Here is an 18333-nt window from a genome sequence, read left to right as displayed (position 1 = left end):
GTGCAAAGTCGGGGGCTTTTGCCCGGCATCATTATAGAAAAACGAGTAGAGGAGAGGGACATGACAAAGAAAGTATTAGTGATCACGGATGCACAGAACGAATTCATCACCGGAGCGCTGGGAAACAAGGAGTGCGAGGCGGCGGTAAAGTATATCGTTGCGGCAGCAGAAAGCGGGGAATACTACAAGGTGATTTTTACAAAGGATACCCATACGGCGGATTATCTGCACACCCAGGAAGGAAAGCGTCTGCCCGTTCTGCACGGACAGGAAGGCACAGAAGGATATAAGATCCATCCGGATATCGTGAAGGCGGTACAGGAGCATTATGCGCCGGAACAGATCCTTACGGTGAAAAAGCCTACTTTTGGCAGTCTGGATTTTGGAAATACGCTGAAGGCAATCTGGGAAGAGGTGATGGCAACAGGAGAGGCAGCAGAGGGTGAATATCCCATGGAAGTGGATTTTACCGGATTCTGCACCGGAATCTGTGTGTTAAGCAATGTGGTCATGGCAAAGGCATTTGTACCGGAAGCGAGAGTGTGTGTCATTGAGAAGGCCTGTGCCTGTGTGACACCCAAGACGCACCAGACGGCCATCGCAGCTATGGGACCGATCCAGGCGGATGTGATTTAGAGAACATATCATATTTACACAGTTGTGAATCTAAGAGAGAAAGAGGATAAAATCATGCAATTACCACAGATCATCAACAGCTTACTGGAAAATGATATGTACAAGTTCTCTATGGGACAGTGTATCTACCACCAGTTCAGCGCTTATAAGACTACCTGGACCTTCAAATGCAGGAATACAGATGTATTTTTCACATCTGAAATGGTAGAAGAAATCAAGGCGCAGATCCGGGCCTATTGTGACTTACGTTTTACGGAAGAAGAACTGGCTTATCTGGAAAACGTAAAATGGATCAAGGGTTCCTATGTGGATTTCCTACGGCTGTGGCAGCCCAGATATGAGGATTTTGAGATCGGCACAGAGGCAGACTGTGGCCTGACTATCGAGACGAAGGGCTCCTGGCTGAATACTTCCATGTATGAAATTCCAACGCTGGCTATTGTTAATGAAGTATTTTTCCGTATGAATTATGACTATGAGAAGCTGTATGCCTCCTTCCGGGAGCGTCTGGCAGACAAGCTACAGAAGCTGGTGGACGGAACGTATTGCCTTGGAAATTTCAGTGAATTCGGTCTGAGACGCCGTCTCTCTGCAGAGGCACAGGAACTGGCAGTACAGGAGCTGGTGGGTCACAATAAGGATTATAAGGACTCCGCCTGCATTGGTACCTCCAATGTCTATCTGGCAAAGAAATGGAACGTGACACCGGTAGGCACTATGGCCCATGAATGGATCATGTGTACCGGGCAGGGCAATCACAAGCACAATCCGGCATATTCCAACTGGTATGCCCTGGATGCCTGGGTGAAAGAGTATGGCATTTTGAACGGAATTGCTTTGACGGATACGATCACCACAGATTGTTTCCTGAAAGATTTCCAGCTGACCTATTCCACTCTGTTTTCCGGCGTGCGGCATGACAGTGGGGATCCCTTTGCATGGGGGGAGAAGCTGATATCTCATTATGAATCTCTGGGGATTGACCCGAAGCGCAAGACCCTGCTGTTCAGTGACGGCCTGGACTTTGCACGGGCAGATGAACTGCGTAAGGCATTCCGGGACAGGGTGACGGTGGCTTTCGGTATCGGAACCTATATTGCCAATGATACCTGCGAGGAACCGTTGAATATTGTCATGAAGACCACTGCCTGCAACGGCATGGATGTGGCAAAGATCTCCGATACTCCCGGCAAGGAAATGTGTAAGAATGCGGATTACGTGGATTATCTCACCAGATGTATCAGATGGAGACTGGAACATGACAGATAGGAAGCAGCAGAAAATCAGAAACGGCGGGAATACAGCATGGATGAAAAAAACAGAATAGAAAACAGAATCGGTGTGCTGGATGGAATCCGTGCCATAGCCATCGGGATGGTAGTGTGGTTTCATTTCTGGCAGCAGACATGGCTGACACCGTATCTTCGGATTCCAACAGAGTACACAAAATATATTGGACTCACGGAGATCAACCTTGCTGGATGGGTCAGATATGGATTCGTTTTTGTGGATATGATGATCCTGCTCAGCGCATTCTGCAATTTTTATCCCTATGCCAGATCTATTGTTCTGGGAGAGGACTGGCCGGATACGAAGAAATTTTACAGAAAGAGGGCAGCAAGAATATTGCCTTCTTACTATTTTATGCTGACGATCGATCTGTTTTTTTATATTTTACCTGGGCATAAATATCGGAATGTGGGAGCATTGTGCAAGGATATTGTGACACATGTATTTTGCGTTGCACCAAACTGGTCGGACACTTATATATCCACCTCTTTTAACGGCGTGTTATGGACGGTACAGATGGAAGTGATCTATTATCTGCTGCTGCCGTGGATCGCAAGATTGTTCCGCAAGTGGGCCTTTGCCACTTATAGTGTGATGTTGATGATTTCCGTTACAAGTACTGCGGTAATTCTGAACTGTTTTGCGGGAAAAGAGAGAAATTATGGAAATAATATTCTGACGTTTATGGGAATCTATGCCAATGGCATGCTTTGCTGCATCCTGCATGTCATGTGGAAGAAATATGTGACAGAAAATAAATACTCGCGGCTGGCAGGAACAGTGATCTCTGTTTTGTGTATTTTTCTGATGAACGGGATGATTCATAAATACGACGGGGATGTGAATCTGCAGGCAGTTCAGCTGCAGAGCAGGCTGGTGCAGTCGTTTCTGTTTGCATTGTTCCTTTTCAGTACGGCCTGTGCGGGAGAATATTATCAGAAACTATATTCCAACCGGGTGGCATCACTTTTTTGCAAATTTTCCTATAATCTGTATCTCTGGCATCAGATGATCGCCGTCTGGCTGAAAGAAAAAAGAATTCCTTATTGGAGCGGGGATACGCCGCCAAATATGACAGGTGACCGTGTATGGCAGTGGAAATATCAGATACTGATTATCGTGGTGTCTGCGGCGGTGGCGGTAGCGGTTACTCTGATCGTGGAAATTCCTGCGGCCCGATATCTGCTGAAAGACAGGGACAGCCATAAGGAAGAAGGAAAACAGCATGACAGAATATGAACATATTGAGCACACGTTTGCACCGGTGTACGATGCGGATTCGCTGGTGCTGATCCTGGGAACATTGCCCTCGGTGAAATCCCGGGAGAACCATTTTTATTACGGACATAAGCAGAACCGTTTCTGGAAAGTGATGGCAGATCTGTGCGGGGAACCGGTGCCGGAGACCATAGAGGAGAAAAAGAAAATGCTGCTGACCCATCATATCGCCATATGGGATGTGATCCAGAGCTGCGATATTAAGGGATCCAGCGACAGTAGCATCCGCAATGTGGAGCCGACGGATATTCGAAGGATCCTGGCGGAATCACAGATCACGCGGATCTATGCCAACGGTAACAAAGCAGGAGAGCTTTATCGAAAATATCAGCTGCCCCTGACCGGCATAGAAGCCACGGTGCTGCCCTCCACCAGCCCGGCCAATGCGGCATGGAGGCTGGAGAGTTTGTGCGAAGTGTGGCGGGAGACGATAGTACTTTTATAATTTTTGAAAAATACGACAAAAAATGAAAGTACTATTGACAATTCATGAAATGTTTTATATAATTTAAGAAATGATACCAAAGGTATCAAAAGCAAAAGGGGATTATCGTATAGAACAGACCGCGCATCTAATAAGGATGCGCGGTCTGTTTTTATATATGGCATATAGTAAAATATAATTTAGTAAAGCATGATTGACTAAATTATAAATTAGCATTATGGTAAGGATGCGGAAATGGAGGGCAAGGGAAACTTGTAGATAGCGGAGAAAGGCTTGGTAATATAAATTGAGCAAGGAAAATGTGGATATAAAATATGAATTGATACCCTATGATGGGTTTATCGGCTCAAAAGAATTTGATTTTGATAAAGCCATTTATGATTTGAATAGTCAGATTGAATTATTATCAAGCCAGGCGGATAACTTGGATTATGTTGTCGCAATTGCAAGTGGTATTGCTTGTGGCCTATTGGACATTCTTTGGGTCGGAGAGTTTGATCTGACGAATGGACGCAGTATTGCCAGTGATAAAGTGGATGCCTTCGTAAAAAAGACAGCAGAAATGTTTGAGGGCGAGAAATTTGATGATGTAAAATCCGCAGTGAAAGCGTTGGAGAAACGATTTCCAATTCCGAGTGATGGAAATACACCTGATTTCGGTGGTGGACTGCAACATCATCTGAGAGATTTTGCTCACCATCCAACAATTGTAGGTTTGGCATTCTCTTTATTAACGCAGTTTACGGAAAAATCATATGGAACAGATGTTAACGGGGTATTCCTTGTTGTTGATGTTCCGGAAAAAAGCAAGCCTTTCATTGGAAAGGATGTACCGCAGAAGATTTTAATGGGAACTATAACATGGTTCTTCCATCTTGTAAGTGATGTTGCTGGGTCAAGCAGCACGGCGGGTGTTACCGGTGGTACGGGAATTCCTGGACCAATCCTTGCTTTGGCAAAGGAGATTTCGGCAATACCGTTTTTCAAGGATATAAAGGTCGATGATGATATGTCATTGTCCCTCTTTCTTTCAAAGTTGTTTAACGGTACGCTTATGATGCAGCGTGATGAAAATGGACAGATTATCAAGGAGTCCGTTGTTAAATTTGATTTGCGTGGCGAACTTGGTGTTGCTGTGGAATTATGTAAACAGGCTGTTCCGGTAATTGCTAACGAGTGCATTGTGCGTGCATTTTATTTTATAAGACGACTTGCAATGGCAATGAAAGAAAAATGTGTGAGTTGCCTTGCAGACATGAAGAAGATTGACTGGAATTCTGTTAAGCCCGCAAACAACCCGACCATTGCACGTATGCTGACTGTTTCAACGGGGGTATTTACTGCACTTGATATGGGTGAGGCAATTGCAACACAAAAATATTGGGTATCCATTAATTATGTAGGTGTGGGAAGATTTGCGGTTGCTATCGGTTCTGATGTGAGTTGGGGACTTAAGGCTCGAAATGTTAAAAAGGTTCGAGATGTGTATGAGAATATAAAGCAGCAGACATTCAGAAAAGCCGATGCAGATATCTATAAAAGAATAGGAGCAGACATGGATATACAGATGGATAAACTCGGTCTTTCGTTGGAGCAGACAGAGATACTTTATAACCTTGAATATTACAAAACACTCAATGATATAGAGCGTACCAACATTCCTATAACCAGAGAAGGCGTTAAAGAACTGAAAACTACATGGCTTCAAGACTGGGCGAAGTTTACCTCTGATGGTTTTGAGAGTTTTACACAGGTTCCTGGAGCGAAAATGCATTGGTACACTATGGATGAATTGCAACAGTGCATTGCCGGACAAAATCCTAATGAACCGTGGTATCGATTAATTCTTCTTGAAGCAATGTTGTTTGAACCGTATTATCCGCTTGGAATGGAGAAGGATAAAAAAGGTAATGATGTACCGTGCAAAAAATACAAGCATCTGAACAATCCGATTAACGGTTTCAAAAAAAGCGAAGGTGACCGATTCCTAAACGAGCAATTTACGGGCAAGTATTGTGAAAAAGAATATGTAAAACGATTGCGTAAGTCTTATGACAAGCGAATGAATGAACTTAATGAGGTCCTTAAGACTGTGATTACGTCTCTGTCCATCACTGCGGTTATCTCAATAGTTACTGTTGCAACTGCGGGTGCCTTTGCGGGACCGATTGCTGTGGCATTGGTAGGCTCAAATTTTGCCGGGCTTAGTGGGGCAGCATTGACCAGCGCCTGTCTTGCATATCTTGGTGGAGGTGCTATAGCAGCAGGCGGTGCTGGAATGCTTGGTGGAACAATTGCTATCGTTGGCGGCGGAGCTGCACTTGGAATAGGGGTTGGTGCCGGAGTCGGTGGTGCTGTTGGTTCAGCAGGACTTTTAGGTAAGAAAAATACCATTATGCAATCGGCAAAATTGCTCACTTCTGTACGAGAAATTTTCCTTAATGATGAACACGATGTCGAGTTTTCTAACAGCGTGTATGAGCAATATCTTCAGAATATTACTGAAGTCGAAAAGGGTCTTGTGGAACTCAGATTAAAGAAAGATGTTGCAAAGGGCAAAGAGAAAAAAACCATTGCAGAATCTATAAAAAAGGCAGAAGAATCTGTGGAAGCAATGAAAGTTGCCCGAAAGAATATGCTCAAGTACAACAGCTCTTTTGCAGAAGGCTTGCAGGTACAAGGATAAATTGCATTGAGAAATGGGGTGGATAATAACACTGAAATCGAGGTGAGAACATGGCAAAGAAGAATAACGGAAAAGATTTTCTGTTTTCTGATGACTGCGGATTTATAAATGGTGATGATGAGGGTGGAGAGTCTTATCGATATTCTGATGGAAGTGGATACTATCACGGTGCTGATGGAAGCGAAGGATACATTTATTCTGATTTGACATTCATTTTGTTGGGAACAAATATGGACCTTCATGGAGTACCAATCTTAGTATTTCTTATTTTGAGAAGTATGGAAGAATTCCAAGTATAGAAGAAAGAAAACAAATTAGAGAGTATTTGAGTTTTTTTGTTGGAAAGAGATTGATGTATGTAGGGGAGTCTTCATTTGACGAAAATGGCAATCAAATCGGTTTCGTTATGAAAAATCCAGGGACATATGGTTTTGATATAAAAAAAGAATGTATATCTGGGGCAAAGACGCCTATTAAAGATGATGTATCGTTTCTTCATAATTATTTGGATACAATTCAAAAATATATAGAGCCATTTTCGGAATTATATGAGAAACTTGATTTTGCTTCTTTTTTTCGGCATATTGGTATGCTCAAAAAGTTACACAGCCTATGGACTTACCTATACTTTCCGCTGCATTGGAAAATTTGAAAAGAAAGTGGTATGAAGAAGTTGAAATTAATCCAGAAACAGTGCTTATGGACAAAAAAGATTTTTCTAAAAGAATAAAACCAATAAAAAAAATGGTGGAAACACAGTTTGCAGGAACGGAGTATGTGGAAAGAATGAAGAGAAGTGTTGAAGGTATGAACCGCATGTCTGTGAGTGAACAATTAACACATTTTTTTGAAGGAATAGACATGCCCGTTGGTAAAAAAGAGAAGAAGGCGTTGCAAGCACGAAATTTTTCTGCGCATGGTTTATATGTTGGAGATAGTATTGATTACGAAGAACAGAAGTATCATTGTTACTTCCACTTTGCAATGAACTAGAAATTACAGTAAATGAACTTCTATCTGGTGAAAGATTGCAAGCGATGGATTATAAAAAGAAAGCGGAGGAAAATATGGTGAATTTAGTGAAAGAAGCTCAAGAGAGTAAAAAGAAGATTATAATGTCTGCAATGGTTAGTGTTTTGGTAATCGTTGCAGCAGTACCTTTATTTGTTGTTGCGGGAATGTTTGAAATGCAGGTATGGGCTAGAGTGCTATTGATGGGGATTGGATTTGCAATAACGGTAATGGGAATCGCTATTGCATGTGTATTAGACAGAGAAGCAGGAGCCTTTGAATGTCCTGAATGCAAGGAGCGATTTGTTCCTGATATGAAATCCTATGTTATGGGACCTCATACAATTACCAAAAGAAAGTTAACTTGTCCAAAATGTGGATGTACAAAATATTGCAAACATGTTTTAACCAGATAAGGTGAAACTTCCAGTTTGTACGGAACAGAAACTTTGAAGTTTACAGCGAGGTAAAAGTTTATGAATAACTATAATGAAGTGAAAAAATCATTTGGTACACAAGCAGAGAAATTTGCTTCATATCATATGTCTAAGGCAGAATATACCGATTATTTGATTCGTAGTATTCAGGCAAAGGGCAATGAACATGCATTGGAGGTTGCTGCTGGAACCTGTATATGTGGAAGAGCAGTGGCTCCCTATGTTAAGGACATTACTTGTTTGGATTTGACAGAAGCAATGTTGGAGCAGGGAAAAAAACTGGCAAAGCAAGAAGGTATTCAGAACATATCATTTGTATCGGGGAATGCGGAATGCTTACCTTTTGAAGATGAAACATTTGACCTTGTGATTACAAGACTTTCATTGCACCATTTTGTTGAGCCTGAAAAGCCTTTTCGGGAGATGCAACGAGTTTTGAAAAAAGGTGGAAAACTTGTTATTTGGGATATGGTAGCGACTACAGAAGAATTGCGTGAAACTAATGACGCTATTGAAACGATGCGTGATAACTCACATACAAGAATACTTAGCAGAGAAGAATTTGAAGCATTGTTTGAGGATGCTTTTGAGCTTCAGCTTGAAGAAACAACACTTGTTCCTGTAAATCTACAAAGTTGGATGGATTTGACAAGTACACCAGAGGATATTCAAAAAGATATTATTGATAAAATGGAATACGATTTGAATGGTGGAGATAAAACAGGTTTTAATCCCTATATCAAGGAGGGACAAATATGCTTTGACCATAGGTGGTTATTGCTGATTGGAAAAAAGGAAAACTAATCCCCATTTATCAAGAAAAAGAAACTTTCAGGTTGTTGGATTGTAAAGGCAGAGCCTTACGCAAGGTGCAGGAGAAAGACTCCGCTCGGGTTAAGGGCGAAGCGCCTTAGCCGGTCAAGGGTGCAACCATTGCCCAGTTAGTGGCGTTTCGCCACTAAGTACTGGGTATTGCTTGTAGCAAAGCTTCACAAGATTAAGCAACTTCGTTGCAATTCCCTTCGGGAAAAGAACTAAATATTGTTACGATAAACAGACTGAGTAGAGAGATTTACTTGGTCTTTTTTTATGGAAAGAAAGGAAAGATTAGCATGAAAGCAACTAGGCACAATGGACGGTCAGGCAAGCATGGAACCTATGACGCAAAGCACAATGACCGCAGATTTGATGTAGAAAATAGTGAGCATATTGACGCAGAGAGAACGAAGATGAATGTGTACTGGGATTGTTATCAGGGGTACAGCCTGCAGAATGATAAGGACGAGCGGGCGAGATTCACTTTTACGGAAATAGAAAAAGCATATTATGTTGAGAAATATTCAGACCATGTGGACGGTCAGAATGAGAGAAACCGGAAAGCAAGACACTATGACCGAGTAAAAACGATTGATGCTATTCTTGAAAATAATAAAACGTGTCCGGAAGAAACTTTATTACAGCTTGGAAACATGGACGGTGCGGTGTCTGCTGATGTGCTTGCACAGGTCAGTGCAGAATATTTCGAGGAATTTAACAGACGGTATGGTTCCCATGTTCATATACTGGACTGGGCTTTGCATCTTGATGAAGCAACACCACATATTCATGAACGGCATGTATGGCATTGGTGGATATGGAGAATGCCAAGAGAGAATTGAAAAGAGTGAGTGCGGTATAAAACTGGGAGAAAAAATAGGACTGCTGTACGAGTGGTAAAATTTACAGCCATTTGTACAGCTTTTACCTACCAAGATAAGAAATAATATGCTAAGATATATCGAGATAGGGTTCTAAGGAAAATGGCTAGAACCATTGTAAATACAAGGAAAATCGAGGTTATACCAAGCTATGCGAGAAAAAATAAAAGTCCTCATGGTTTGCCACGGCAACATCTGTCGTTCCCCCATGGCGGAATTCGTAATGAAAAAATTAGTATCCGATGCCGGTCTCGCCGCCTACTTCCAGATTGCCTCCGCGGCCACCAGTACAGAGGAAATCTGGAACGGCATCGGGAATCCGGTGTATCCGCCGGCGAAGGCGGAGCTGGCGAGGCATGGGATCTCCTGTGAGAGGAAGCGGGCCAGGCAGGTGACGAGAGCGGATTATGCGGAATATGATTATCTGATTGGTATGGATGGTGCGAATATCCGCAACATGCTGCGGATATTCGAGGGAGATCCGGAGGGGAAAGTAGCGAAGCTACTTTCTTATGCGGGATCGGAACGGGATATTTCGGATCCATGGTATACGGGAGATTTTGGAACGACCTACGATGACGTTCTGGAAGGCTGTACCGCGTTCCTTGAATATTTACAACAAAACAGCAAAATCGACACATGATCTGACACTGCCAATACTGTACATATGACAAATGTGTCATGCGTGAAAAGTTCACAGAATCACCACATTTTTCTCACAATTCCTTCGCAGATGTCCTTTATCATAAGAGGCAGATAAGGGGAAAGAAATGTTCACAAGATTTTTAATGGAACAGGAGGAATGAGAATATGAGAAGATGGAATTTACCCCAGGTGAATACAAAAGTAATGTGTGCAGTGTTGACAGCTGCTATGGTGATGACAGGATTTACAGCCTGTGGCGGATCGACCACCGCAAGTGCAGCAAGCACGGAAGCATCGGAAAATAAAGAGACGATCGCACCGGAGAGTACGACGGAGAGCACGGAGAGCGGTGAAGAGAAGGTGGAATCTTATCTCGGCCAGATCACTGCCATTGATGGCAATGTGATCTCCATCGCACTGGCAGAGAAGCCGGAAGCTCCCAATGGTGAAGCTCCTACCGGTGAGGCACCCAGCGAAGAAAAGCCGGATGGTCAGGCCCCTGACGGCAATGGTCAGGCTCCTAGCGGTGAGGCACCCACAGGCGAAGCTCCGACCGGTGAGAAACCGGATGGCCAGGTCCCTGATGGTAACGGTGGCGCACCCAACGGAGAAGCACCGAACGGCCAGACTCCTGATGGCAATGGCAGCGCGCCCAACGGAGAAGCACCGAACGGTCAGAAACCAGAGAAAGACATGCTGGATCAGATGACCTTAACTCTCAGCGGAGATACTATGACTATCACAGTCAATGACGATACGATCATTACGATTGACGGAGAAGATGCCACTCTGGACGAACTTCAGGTAGGCGATACCGTATCTTTCTTCCTGGATGGTGAGACAGTGACTTCATTGAGCGTAGGCATGCCGGAGCCGACACAGCCTATGCAGGTTCCGGAGCAAAATTAAGCTGACGTAAGAGCATGGTTCCCAGAATTTCTGCCATTTCTTCCGGAGACTGGGGATTGGATTCTTTCAGCCAGGTCTCTACGACACCGACACAGCCGGTGATGATGAAGGAGCAGAGATATTTATAGTTGGCATCGGATTGCGCGCTTTCCAGAACCTGGAGGGTGCGCTTTTCAATCTGATCTTTCAGACGATTGACGAAAGCCAGATCCCCATGAGGGCCGATCATGACCTTGGCCAGATCCCTGTTTCGGTCCAGAAAACGGAAGAATTCCAACAATGGCCCCTGAGAGGCCAGAGAATTGGTAACGACCGGTTTCTGCTCCATGATTTCATTAAATTCCTGGAACATTTCATCCTCGACTTTATGGAGCATATCGTAGATATCATCGTAATGCAGATAAAAGGTTCCACGGTTGATATCCACCAGTTCGGTCAGTTCCTTGATGGAGATATCCTGAATATCGTGGGTTTCCAACATTTTTACCAGACCCTGTAATAAGAGAGCCCGGGTCTTGCGCACACGGCGATCCATTTTTTCCATAAGACAATCCACCAGCCTTTCCGGGAAAAGAAGAAATCATTTCCTATATGTAATACAAATCTGAATTTTTTCTAAAATAATAGACGAACATCGCGAAAATGTCTAAAAATAAACAATCACAAAAAATCTGTAGCTTGCTTTTTCTTCCCCATTATTATATTTTGCATGTGGCAGAAAATCAACACAAGTTCATTAAATGACATTAATACAATTTCTCATCTTTGTAGTAAGTCTTTACAGATGCGGGGAAACCTTTTAAACTAGAGGCATACAAAAACAGATACATAAATAAGGGTACAAAGAGAGAAAAAGCAGGAGGGAACTATGGCAGACAACGCAGAAAAAGACAAAAAAGATAATTCCTTTATGATGAAACTTGCCACGCTCATTGTAGACAAACGAAAAGGATTTTATCTGATCTTTATTGTTTTATGCATATTTTGCGTATTATCCATGAACAGAGTCAAGGTTAATAACGATCTGACCACTTATTTGCCGGACACAACAGAGACCAGGAGGGGACTGGATCTGATGGATTCGGAATTTACCACGTATGGCTCCGCCCGGATCCTGATCTGTAACGTGACGTTTGATGAGGCACAGAAACTGGCAGATCAGGTGGAGGAGATGGACGGTGTCAGCATGTTGGATTTCGATGACACCGAGGATCATTATCATGACATGGAGGCTTTATTGTCTGTCACTTTTGATGAGGAAGCAGACACGGAAGCTACACAACAGCATCTGAATAAAGTACTGGATGCATTGTCCGATTATGATGTTTACTATTCTTCCGATATCGGTCAGGAAGAGCGTGACGCGGATGACTTGAATAATGATATGATCGTCATTCTGTTGTTGGCAGCAGTGGTTATCGTAGCCGTATTGTTATTTACCTCTACGACTTATGCGGAAATCCCGGTTTATCTGACTACATTTATTGTGGCAGCTATTTTGAACAAAGGTACGAACTACTGGTTCGGAACCATCAGTTTTGTAACGAACTCTATTGCGGTGGTACTGCAGTTAGGTCTGGCAGTAGACTATGCTATCATTCTTGCTCACCGTTTTATGGAAGAACATGAGGACAAGGATGCCAGAGAGGCTGTGATCGTGGCCCTGAGTAAGGCAATCCCGGAGATTTCCTCCAGTTCCCTGACCACCATCTCCGGTATGGTAGCCATGATGTTCATGCAGTTTAGAATTGGTTATGATATGGGTATCATTCTGGCAAAATCCATTATTTTCAGTATGGTGGCCGTATTCTTCCTGATGCCCGGACTGTTGTTGACCTTTTCCAAGGCCATCGACAACACCCATCACAAGAGCTTCGTTCCGAAGATCACAGCAGTCGGTAAGTTTTGTGTGGCTACCCGCTACATTATACCGCCTATTCTGATCGTAGGTGTTATTATAGCATTTTTCCTGTCCAATAAGGCAAACTACGTGTACGATACCAACACTCTGGAATCCAGTACTATGAGTGATAATAAATTCTCCGTCAGCATGGTAAATAAGGAATTCGGTATGGTGAACCAGCTGGCGGTCATTGTGCCGAACGGTGATTATGAAAAAGAGGCACAGACACTGAAAGCTCTGGAAAAGCTGGATGTGGTGAAATCCTGTCAGGGACTTGGCAATATCGAGGCCATGGACGGCTATATGCTGACGGATAAGCTGACCCCCAGGCAGTTTGCGGAACTGATCGATCTGGATATTGAAGTGGCGGATATGTTGTATTCGGCATATGCACTGGATCAGAGCGATTATGGTGCGCTGGTCAGTGGCGTCAGTGAATACGAAGTTCCGTTTATTGATATGTTCCTGTTCATTTATGATCAGAAAGAAAGCGGCAACATCACACTGGACGATGATCTGGAAGAAACTCTGACGGATGCTTATTCCCAGATCTGTATTGCGAAAGATCAGCTGCTGGGCGAAGACAATTCCCGATTTGTTCTGGAATTGAATGTTCCTTATGAGGGAGAAGAGACCACAGCAGCACTGGATCAGATCCGTAATACCGTGGCAAAGTTCTATAATATAGATGACATTCTGCTAGTCGGTAACGCCACCAGTGATAAGGATCTGGGCGATTCCTTCGCAACGGATAATACGATCATCACGGTGCTGACAGCATTGTTCGTTATGATCATCCTGCTGTTCACCTTCCAGTCCGCCGGTCTGCCGGTACTGTTGGTTGTAACGATTCAGGGTAGTATCTGGATGAACTTCTCATTGCCGTATCTGTTGAATGAAAATGTATATTTCCTGGGATATCTGGTAGTATCTGCGATCCAGATGGGTGCAACGATCGACTACGCTATCGTTATCACCAGCCGTTACATGGATCTGAAGACCTATATGCCGATCAAGGAAGCCGCCATCGAAGCACTGAACCAGGCGTTCCCTACCATTGTTACCAGCGGATCCATGCTGGTATCTGCGGGATTTATTATCAGCTATGTATCTTCCAATGCAGCGGTAGCGGCCATCGGACTGGCTCTTGGTCGTGGTACTCTGACATCTATTTTGTTGGTACTGCTGGCATTGCCGCAGACACTGCTGATCGGAGATATCATTATTCAGAAGACAGCATTTACACTGAAACGGGATCTGGCAAAGCCTTTGCCCTCTGCCGGAAGAATCCGTATGAACGGTCACATCAAGGGTTATGTCAATGGTGTGTTGGAGGGTGATTTCATCGGTGTCATTGATGGTGAGATGGGTGCGGTGGTGCGTCCCAAGGATACCGTGACGATGGAGGAGCGGGACGATGCCCCGGAAGAAAACTATCCCAGACTGGAAGCCCAGGAGCTGCCGGAGGATGAGACAGCCGGACAGAAAGCAACCGGAGCAGATACAGAAGCTGCGGATAAGAAAGCTTCGGATAAAGAAAAAACAGCAGAAAGCGAGGGAACAGAAGATGAACAGTAAGAGATTATTATGTTTCCTGCTGGGAGCAGCATTGATCCTGCAGACACCGGCCACCGCCTATGCAGCAGAAACTTTGACCTATGAGCAGTACAGAGGCGGCAGCGGTTATAGCAGCACGATAAAGGAGCAGGATTATGCAGTCATAGAGATCAGCACGGAGGAGGATCTGCGGAAACTGGTGGAGAACTGTGTACTGGACAGTTGGTCCAGAGATAAAAAAGTAGTGCTGCAGAACGACATTGTTCTGAGCATGACAGGTGAACTCAGTATTCCTACGTTTGCAGGAATCTTTGACGGCAGCGGTTTTACTATTTCCAATGTGAAACTGACCGGAGACGGTTCGGCAGTGGGATTGTTCCGCTATGTGCAGGAGGGAGCAAAAGTCCGCAACCTTACGGTCACGGGGGAAGTATCTCCCTCTGGAAGTCAGGATCAGGTCGGCGGTATCGTCGGTGTGAACTATGGCAGCATTGAAAATTGTAAATTTACCGGAAATGTGGTCGGTGATACGGATGTCGGCGGTATTGCCGGAGTCAATGCCGAGAGCGGAGAGATCCGTCGGTGTGAATCCTCCGGAAATGTGATCGGCAATCATTCCGCAGGCGGTATTGTGGGCAACAACCACGGTATTCTGAATAACTGCAGCAACAATGGCAATATCAATACGTACAGCACGGAAGTGACTTATGATCTGGAAGATATCACCATGGACAATCTGGAGCAGATTAACAGTACCTCCAATGTGGCAGCTCATACGGACACCGGCGGTATCGCAGGTATTTCGGATGGTAAGATTTATTATTGCTCCAATTCCGGTGCCATCGGCTACCAGCACGTAGGCTACAATACCGGAGGTATCGTAGGCAGACTGCATCAGGGCTATCTGCAGAACTGCACCAACACCGGATATGTGCAGGGCAGAAAAGATGTGGGCGGTATCGTGGGTCAGATGGAGCCGTTCCTGGAAATCCAGTATCTCAGTGACAAGCTGAAGGAACTGGATACGGAGACAGACAAATTCCTGGATATGTTGGATGCCACCCAGAAAGATGTGAGCAGCTATAGCAAACAGGCATCCGGTATTGCCAAGAGTATCAGTTCGAACCTGAAAGATGCCAACAATGCGGGAAGTTCTCTGACCGGGACCGCTCATGATCTGTGGTATATTTACAATCAGGAGCTGAACGGCGTCAGCAACGATCTGAAAGTCCTGAATGACGATCTGAACAAGCAGGCGGATAATGACAAGAATAACGGCAACAGTCATGACGTTACCATCAGTGGAAATGACATTTGGAATGGTAACTGGGGTGGCGATGGCGATCATGACGTCAGTGGAGGAAACATTACCATCACCGTACCGAACGATACGGAGAGCTATAAATCGGCACTGAAAAAATTCGGAGAGAATGCCACCAAGCATCTGGATAACATGACGAATGCTTCCACGGATCGCAGTGGCGGTATCAAAGATAATCTGGACACACTGAATGACAGGCTCGACAAGGCTTTTGACCAGTTGGGTCAGTTGGGGGATGTACTGGAAGCCGGGACAGACAGCACCAGTGCCCACATGGATGAGCTGATGGATCAGGCCAGAGTTCTGCGGAATCTGGTCAGCGAAATCCGGGATGATCTCTTCCGGTATGAAGGAATTTCTGTAGAAGATACTTCGGATGAGTCAGCCAGCAAGGAAGAGGTGAACCCCGGAGATCCCGATGCGGAGGATGACACCGCAGAACCGGAAGAAACCGAAGAAGCGCGCTATGATACTTCCAGCTTCCAGAAGGGAAAGGTCACCTTATGTGTGAACCGCGGTACGGTGGAAGCCGATACGAATGTGGGCGGTATCGTTGGACAGGTGGCAACGGAATACGATTTTGACCCTGAGGACGATATCACTTTAACCGGAACGGAGAGTTTCGATGTGGAGCAGACGGTCAAGGCAGTCATCAGAGACAGCCGCAACCTTGGAGACGTGACCGGTAAAAAAGACTATGTCGGCGGTGTGGTCGGTAAAGCAGAATATGGCGCAGTCATTTCCTGTGAGTCTTATGCACCCGTAGAGAGTACCGGAGGCAGCTATGTGGGAGGAATTGCCGGATCTGCCAGCTATGCGATCCGCAGCTGTTACAGCATGGGCAGGATCACCGGTAAAAATAATATCGGAGGTATTGCCGGAGAAGGCTGTGATATTTTCTACAGCTATGCGTACAATGATCTGGATATGTCCGGCGAAGGCCAGGGCAGCATTGCCGGAAAAGTCAGTGATGATGGAACTCTGTATGGCAACTATTATGTGGAAGGCGGAGCCGGTGGCGTAGACGGCATTGGTTATCAGGGCGGTGCTACCCCGTTGTCCTACCAGGAATTCTGCAGCAAAGACGTTCCGGACGCTTTCTCACAGTTTACCATTACCTTCCAGGCGGATGGTGTAGAAGTGGCTTCCTATAAATGCGGTTACGGGGATTATCTGTCGGCAGACCAGATTCCGGAAGTACCGGAGAAGGATGGCTATTACGGTGTATGGCCGGATTATGATTTCAGTGATATTACCGGTAATAAAGTGCTGGAAGCAGAGTATGAGGAATGGACCGCATCCATTGCTTCCGCAGAGAAAAACGATAACAATAAGGCACTGGTTATGGCAGAAGGCAACTTCTATCCCAATGCAGCATTGCATCTGCAGGTAGAGGGAAATACTTATACAGTATCCATGACCAATTCCATGGAAGAGGATGCACCGGACTATACCGGAGAAGCAACCTTGCGTGTCTACTGTGAGGATGCGGATAACACTGTCATAGAGGTAGCACAGGATGGAGAGTACACGGAAGTGGAATCCACTGTGATCGGCAGCTATAGACAGTTTACCATGGAAGTGCCCGGCAGCTTCCGCACGGTAGAGGCCGAGGGCAGTCATACACTGCTGATCGTACTTTGCATCGTCGGTGGTGCAGTCGTGATCCTGTTGATCGTATTGTTAGGGAAAAAAGCGGCAAAACGCCGGAAGACGCGCAAGGCGGCAAAACGTGACCGGAAAGCCGGAAAAGCTGACGAGGACCAGAGTGGCAAAACGGATGCAGCAGAAGATGCCGGACAGACGGCTGACGCAGAGGAATAACAATGATTCAGGCAGTTTTATTTGACATGGACGGTACGCTGATCGATACCGAAAAATATTACCGTATTTTCTGGCCGAAGGCACTGGCAGCCTGTGGGTATACCATGACAGATGAGCAGGCACTTACGATGCGCAGTCTGGGACGCCCCTTTGCCCCCAGACAGCTCAAGGACTGGTACGGTGAAGATTTTGACTATTATGTGGTGCGTGACAAACGAAAAGAGATGATGGAAGAAACACTGGACCGGGAGGGCATCAAATGCAAGCCCGGTGCCGTGGAGCTTCTGGAAGATCTGAAAAAAAGGCATATCACCGCAGCGGTTGCCACAGCGACGGATCTGGAGCGGACGGAAAAATATCTGGCGATGGCAGGACTTCGGCCGTATTTTGAGAAACTGATTTCGGCCACTATGGTAGCAGAAGGTAAGCCGTCCCCGGATATTTATCTCTATGCCTGCAAGCAGCTGGGACTGGCACCGGAAGAGTGCATGGCCGTGGAGGATTCTCCCAACGGAGTCATGAGTGCTTACCGCGCCGGCTGTAAGGTTGTGATGGTGCCGGATCAGACACAGCCAGATGAAAAATTAAAAAAATGTCTGTATGCCTGCGTACCGACCCTGGCAGATATCAGCCACCTCATTTAGAGGTGGCTACAGACTGTAGACAAAACGCTTTTGGTCAGCACTCCAGAAGC

General features: G+C 45.2%; 17 protein-coding genes. 16 read left to right on the top strand and 1 reads right to left on the bottom strand.

Features of this window, described 5'->3' with window-relative positions; all coding sequences use genetic code 11:
• Nucleotides 1-60 precede the first annotated feature (60 nt).
• The 13 genes from DW835_RS16305 to DW835_RS16245 all read left to right on the top strand — a co-directional run bounded on the left by DW835_RS16305 (nt 61) and on the right by DW835_RS16245 (nt 11034).
• On the top strand, nt 61-636 hold the full coding sequence (locus DW835_RS16305; protein WP_118731437.1) for a cysteine hydrolase family protein: 576 nt from the start codon (nt 61-63) through the stop codon (nt 634-636).
• Between the two features lie 54 nt (nt 637-690).
• Complete coding sequence (gene pncB, locus DW835_RS16300) at nt 691-1905, top strand: nicotinate phosphoribosyltransferase (RefSeq protein ID WP_117568774.1); 1215 nt, start codon at nt 691-693, stop codon at nt 1903-1905.
• A gap of 36 nt (nt 1906-1941) precedes the next feature.
• Complete coding sequence (locus DW835_RS16295; RefSeq protein ID WP_118731436.1) at nt 1942-3165, top strand: acyltransferase; 1224 nt, start codon at nt 1942-1944, stop codon at nt 3163-3165.
• On the top strand, nt 3152-3649 hold the full coding sequence (locus DW835_RS16290; RefSeq protein ID WP_118537754.1) for a DNA-deoxyinosine glycosylase: 498 nt from the start codon (nt 3152-3154) through the stop codon (nt 3647-3649). The genes DW835_RS16295 and DW835_RS16290 overlap by 14 nt, the downstream gene beginning before the upstream one ends.
• 286 nt (nt 3650-3935) lie before the next feature.
• Nucleotides 3936-6335: a hypothetical protein gene (locus DW835_RS16285; protein ID WP_118731435.1), complete on the top strand. Its 2400-nt coding sequence runs from the start codon at nt 3936-3938 to the stop codon at nt 6333-6335.
• A gap of 50 nt (nt 6336-6385) precedes the next feature.
• A complete protein-coding gene (locus tag DW835_RS16280) occupies nt 6386-6634 on the top strand; it encodes a hypothetical protein (RefSeq protein WP_118731434.1) in 249 nt (82 codons plus the stop codon).
• 26 nt (nt 6635-6660) lie between these two features.
• Nucleotides 6661-6987: a hypothetical protein gene (locus DW835_RS18120; protein WP_182430342.1), complete on the top strand. Its 327-nt coding sequence runs from the start codon at nt 6661-6663 to the stop codon at nt 6985-6987.
• Nucleotides 6948-7328 (top strand): hypothetical protein, encoded by a 381-nt coding sequence (locus DW835_RS16270; RefSeq protein ID WP_147353737.1) that lies wholly within the window; start codon nt 6948-6950, stop codon nt 7326-7328. The genes DW835_RS18120 and DW835_RS16270 overlap by 40 nt, the downstream gene beginning before the upstream one ends.
• The gene (locus DW835_RS16265; RefSeq protein ID WP_207665431.1) at nt 7301-7762 is read left to right on the top strand and encodes a transcriptional regulator; all 462 of its coding nucleotides are present in this window, start codon (nt 7301-7303) and stop codon (nt 7760-7762) included. Before DW835_RS16270 ends, DW835_RS16265 begins: the two co-directional genes overlap by 28 nt.
• A 60-nt stretch (nt 7763-7822) precedes the next feature.
• On the top strand, nt 7823-8587 hold the full coding sequence (locus tag DW835_RS16260; RefSeq protein ID WP_023924069.1) for a methyltransferase domain-containing protein: 765 nt from the start codon (nt 7823-7825) through the stop codon (nt 8585-8587).
• A gap of 308 nt (nt 8588-8895) precedes the next feature.
• Nucleotides 8896-9441: a hypothetical protein gene (locus tag DW835_RS16255; protein WP_182430340.1), complete on the top strand. Its 546-nt coding sequence runs from the start codon at nt 8896-8898 to the stop codon at nt 9439-9441.
• 190 nt (nt 9442-9631) lie between these two features.
• On the top strand, nt 9632-10123 hold the full coding sequence (locus tag DW835_RS16250) for a low molecular weight protein-tyrosine-phosphatase (RefSeq protein ID WP_118731431.1): 492 nt from the start codon (nt 9632-9634) through the stop codon (nt 10121-10123).
• A 167-nt stretch (nt 10124-10290) separates the two neighbouring features.
• Nucleotides 10291-11034 carry a hypothetical protein gene (locus DW835_RS16245; RefSeq protein WP_118731430.1) on the top strand — a complete coding sequence of 248 codons (744 nt, stop codon included), beginning with the start codon at nt 10291-10293 and terminating at the stop codon, nt 11032-11034.
• Here the strand turns inward: DW835_RS16245 and DW835_RS16240 are convergent.
• The gene (locus DW835_RS16240; RefSeq protein WP_118731429.1) at nt 11009-11578 is read right to left on the bottom strand and encodes a TetR/AcrR family transcriptional regulator; all 570 of its coding nucleotides are present in this window, start codon (nt 11576-11578) and stop codon (nt 11009-11011) included. The two genes, DW835_RS16245 and DW835_RS16240, sit on opposite strands and share 26 nt — an antisense overlap.
• Nucleotides 11579-11902: 324 nt before the next feature.
• On the opposite strand from DW835_RS16240, the gene DW835_RS16235 reads away from it, so the two are divergent.
• The 3 genes from DW835_RS16235 to DW835_RS16225 are packed head-to-tail and all read left to right on the top strand — an operon-like array spanning nt 11903 to nt 18283.
• The gene (locus DW835_RS16235) at nt 11903-14515 is read left to right on the top strand and encodes an MMPL family transporter (RefSeq protein ID WP_118731428.1); all 2613 of its coding nucleotides are present in this window, start codon (nt 11903-11905) and stop codon (nt 14513-14515) included.
• The gene (locus DW835_RS16230; RefSeq protein ID WP_182430339.1) at nt 14406-17639 is read left to right on the top strand and encodes a GLUG motif-containing protein; all 3234 of its coding nucleotides are present in this window, start codon (nt 14406-14408) and stop codon (nt 17637-17639) included. Before DW835_RS16235 ends, DW835_RS16230 begins: the two co-directional genes overlap by 110 nt.
• A gap of 2 nt (nt 17640-17641) precedes the next feature.
• Nucleotides 17642-18283, top strand: coding sequence for an HAD family phosphatase (locus DW835_RS16225; protein ID WP_117465527.1), 642 nt, complete (start codon nt 17642-17644; stop codon nt 18281-18283).
• Nucleotides 18284-18333 lie beyond the last annotated feature (50 nt).

The sequence above is a fragment of the Clostridium sp. AM34-9AC genome, from assembly GCF_003480225.1.
In the GTDB taxonomy this organism is placed as follows: Bacteria; Bacillota; Clostridia; order Lachnospirales; family Lachnospiraceae; genus Acetatifactor; species Acetatifactor acetigignens.
The sequence above is the reverse complement of the archived record's forward strand: the minus strand, read 5'-3'. Positions and strand labels throughout refer to the sequence as shown.

What these genes read in the sequence shown, in the direction of transcription:
- DW835_RS16305 (WP_118731437.1), top strand. Translation starts at nt 61, where the DNA reads ATGACAAAGAAAGTATTAGTGATCACGGATGCACAGAACGAATTCATC.
- pncB (WP_117568774.1), top strand. Translation starts at nt 691, where the DNA reads ATGCAATTACCACAGATCATCAACAGCTTACTGGAAAATGATATGTAC.
- DW835_RS16295 (WP_118731436.1), top strand. Translation starts at nt 1,942, where the DNA reads ATGGATGAAAAAAACAGAATAGAAAACAGAATCGGTGTGCTGGATGGA.
- DW835_RS16290 (WP_118537754.1), top strand. Translation starts at nt 3,152, where the DNA reads ATGACAGAATATGAACATATTGAGCACACGTTTGCACCGGTGTACGAT.
- DW835_RS16280 (WP_118731434.1), top strand. Translation starts at nt 6,386, where the DNA reads ATGGCAAAGAAGAATAACGGAAAAGATTTTCTGTTTTCTGATGACTGC.
- DW835_RS16270 (WP_147353737.1), top strand. Translation starts at nt 6,948, where the DNA reads ATGGACTTACCTATACTTTCCGCTGCATTGGAAAATTTGAAAAGAAAG.
- DW835_RS16260 (WP_023924069.1), top strand. Translation starts at nt 7,823, where the DNA reads ATGAATAACTATAATGAAGTGAAAAAATCATTTGGTACACAAGCAGAG.
- DW835_RS16255 (WP_182430340.1), top strand. Translation starts at nt 8,896, where the DNA reads ATGAAAGCAACTAGGCACAATGGACGGTCAGGCAAGCATGGAACCTAT.
- DW835_RS16250 (WP_118731431.1), top strand. Translation starts at nt 9,632, where the DNA reads ATGCGAGAAAAAATAAAAGTCCTCATGGTTTGCCACGGCAACATCTGT.
- DW835_RS16245 (WP_118731430.1), top strand. Translation starts at nt 10,291, where the DNA reads ATGAGAAGATGGAATTTACCCCAGGTGAATACAAAAGTAATGTGTGCA.
- DW835_RS16240 (WP_118731429.1), bottom strand. Translation starts at nt 11,578, where the DNA reads ATGGAAAAAATGGATCGCCGTGTGCGCAAGACCCGGGCTCTCTTATTA.
- DW835_RS16235 (WP_118731428.1), top strand. Translation starts at nt 11,903, where the DNA reads ATGGCAGACAACGCAGAAAAAGACAAAAAAGATAATTCCTTTATGATG.
- DW835_RS16230 (WP_182430339.1), top strand. Translation starts at nt 14,406, where the DNA reads ATGAGACAGCCGGACAGAAAGCAACCGGAGCAGATACAGAAGCTGCGG.
- DW835_RS16225 (WP_117465527.1), top strand. Translation starts at nt 17,642, where the DNA reads ATGATTCAGGCAGTTTTATTTGACATGGACGGTACGCTGATCGATACC.